Source organism: Micromonospora sp. D75 (assembly GCF_018070405.1).
Lineage (GTDB): Bacteria > Actinomycetota > Actinomycetes > Mycobacteriales > Micromonosporaceae > Micromonospora > Micromonospora chalcea.
The window spans coordinates 1-2,355 of the sequence record NZ_JAGPXV010000786.1; the positions used below are offsets into that span (position 1 = coordinate 1).

A 2,355-nucleotide genomic window follows, 5' to 3' on the forward strand; every position below is an offset into this window, starting at 1 on the left:
CGGCACCACCTTCCTGCCGTACCTGCGCGACCCGCAGACGCTGGCCCGCCCGTGGGCGGTGCCCGGCACGGCCGGTCTGGAGCACCGGATCGGCGGCCTGGAGAAGGCCGACAAGACCGGCGACATCTCGTACGACCCGGCCAACCACGACTTCATGGTGCGGACCCGCGCGGCCCGGATCGAGACCATCCCGGTGCCGGCCGTCGAGGTGGAGGACCCGGACGGCGACGCCCGGGTGCTGGTGCTGGGCTGGGGCTCCACGTACGGCCCGATCGGCGCGGCCTGCCGTGGCCTGCGCCAGCGCGGGCACTCGGTGGCCCAGGCGCACCTGCGGCACCTGGCCCCGATGCCGGCCAACCTCGGCGAGGTGCTGGCCCGGTACGACAAGGTGGTCGTGCCGGAGATGAACCTCGGCCAGCTCGCCCACGTGATCCGGGCGAAGTACCTGGTCGACGCGATCGGCTACAACCAGGTCCGCGGTCTGCCGTTCACCGCCGCCGAGCTGGAGACGATGCTGGAAGAGGTCCTGAAGAATGTCTGAGCCCGTCGCCCTCAAGCTCACCGCCAAGGACTTCAAGTCCGACCAGGAGGTGCGCTGGTGCCCCGGCTGCGGCGACTACGCCATCCTGGCGGCCGTGCAGGGCTTCATGCCGGAGCTGAACATCCCCCGGGAGAACATCGTCTTCGTCTCGGGCATCGGCTGCTCGTCGCGCTTCCCGTACTACATGAACACGTACGGGATGCACTCGATTCACGGACGTGCCCCGGCGATCGCCACCGGCCTGTCGGTGTCCCGGCCGGACCTGTCGGTCTGGGTGGTCACCGGTGACGGCGACGCGCTCTCCATCGGCGGCAACCACCTGATCCACGCGCTGCGCCGCAACGTCAACCTGAAGATCCTGCTGTTCAACAACCGGATCTACGGGTTGACCAAGGGCCAGTACTCGCCGACCTCCGAAGTCGGCAAGATCACCAAGTCGACGCCGGTCGGTTCGGCGGACGCGCCGTTCAACCCGCTGTCGCTGGCGCTCGGCGCCGAGGCCACGTTCGTGGCCCGGACGATCGACTCGGACCGCAAGCACCTCCAGTCGGTGCTGCGGGCCGCCGCCCAGCACGAGGGCTCCGCGTTCGTGGAGATCTACCAGAACTGCAACATCTTCAACGACGGCGCGTTCGACACGCTGAAGGAGCCGGCCACCCGGGACGACTTCCTGATCCGGTTGGAGCACGGGCAGCCGATCACGTTCGGCAAGGACGGGCAGTTCTGCGTCGTCCACCCGCCGGGCGGCTTCGGCCTGGAGGTCCGGGAGACCGCGAACACGCCGGCCGAGGAGATCGTGGTGCACGACGCGGGCGTGGCCGACCCGGCGTACGCGTTCGCGCTGTCCCGGCTGCCCGGCCTGGATCTGAGCAACACCCCGATCGGCGTGTTCCGGTCGGTGGGCCGCCCCTCCTACGACAGCGTGGTGCAGGAGCAGGTCGCGGCCGCCAAGGCGAGCGTGGACAAGACCCCGGAGCAGCAGCTCGCCGCGCTGCTCGGCAGCGGCGACACCTGGACGATCCTCTGATCCGCCGCTGACGCGTCACGCGAGAGGGCGGGCCGTTCCCCCGTGGAGCGGCCCGCCCTCTCGCGTGTGACGCAGCCCGGTCAGGCGGCCGCCGAGGCGGGCACCCACAGGTCGTCGACGGCCCGCTCGGCCGCGGCGAGGCTCTGCACGACCAGCGGGATCAGCTCGGCCATCGCCGGGTTGACCGGGGCCAGGGTCAGCTCGGCGCAGATGAACCGCGGCTCCAGGCCGGTCAGGGACAGGCCGTGCGGCAGCCACGGCTCGGCGTGGTCCCAGCCCTCGCGCGGGGTGCCCGGGCCGTACCCGCCGCCGCGGCTGACCAGGACGACGAACTGGCGGTCGCCGAGCAGCCCGGCGTTCGTCACCGGGTCGTAGGCGATGCCGGGGGCGATCAGGTGGTCGACCCAGGACTTCACGCTGCTGGGCGCGCCGTAGTTGTAGAGCGGGAGCCCGAGCAGGACCGTGTCGGCCTGCTTCACCTCGGCCACGACCTCCTCGGTCAGCCGCCAGGACGCCGCCTGATCGGGGGTGTGCTGGTCCGGCGGCACCATGCGCGCGAGGCCGCTCGCGGTGTTCAGGTGCGGCAGCGGGTTCTGTCCCAGGTCCCGGTAGGTGACGGTGCCGTCCGGGTGGGCGGCGCGCCAGGCGGCGGCCGCGCGGGCGGTGAGCCGCCGGCTGATCGACCGCTCCCCGGTGATGCTGGAGTCGATGTGCAGTAGGTGTGCCATTGGTGATTCCTCCTCCGACGATCGTTCGTGTAGAACCAACTATTTATAGCAGGTCGATG

The 2,355-nt window shown here is 70.9% G+C and carries 2 protein-coding genes and 1 pseudogene; 2 read left to right on the forward strand and 1 reads right to left on the reverse strand.

Annotation, left to right across the window (positions count from 1 at the left end; genetic code table 11):
- A pseudogene (locus KBX39_RS29005) lies at positions 1-541 on the forward strand (2-oxoglutarate ferredoxin oxidoreductase subunit alpha); the annotation flags it as partial.
- Positions 534-1,568, forward strand: coding sequence for a 2-oxoacid:ferredoxin oxidoreductase subunit beta (locus tag KBX39_RS29010; protein ID WP_043326944.1), 1,035 nt, complete (start codon positions 534-536; stop codon positions 1,566-1,568). The pseudogene KBX39_RS29005 and the gene KBX39_RS29010, both read left to right, overlap by 8 nt.
- A gap of 80 nt (positions 1,569-1,648) precedes the next feature.
- Here KBX39_RS29010 and KBX39_RS29015 read toward each other — a convergent pair whose 3' ends face one another.
- Positions 1,649-2,296, reverse strand: a complete 648-nt coding sequence (locus KBX39_RS29015; RefSeq protein WP_210873593.1) for an FMN-dependent NADH-azoreductase — start codon at positions 2,294-2,296, stop codon at positions 1,649-1,651.
- Positions 2,297-2,355: the final 59 nt, after the last annotated feature.

What these genes read in the sequence shown, in the direction of transcription:
- KBX39_RS29010 (WP_043326944.1), top strand. Translation starts at nt 534, where the DNA reads ATGTCTGAGCCCGTCGCCCTCAAGCTCACCGCCAAGGACTTCAAGTCC.
- KBX39_RS29015 (WP_210873593.1), bottom strand. Translation starts at nt 2,296, where the DNA reads ATGGCACACCTACTGCACATCGACTCCAGCATCACCGGGGAGCGGTCG.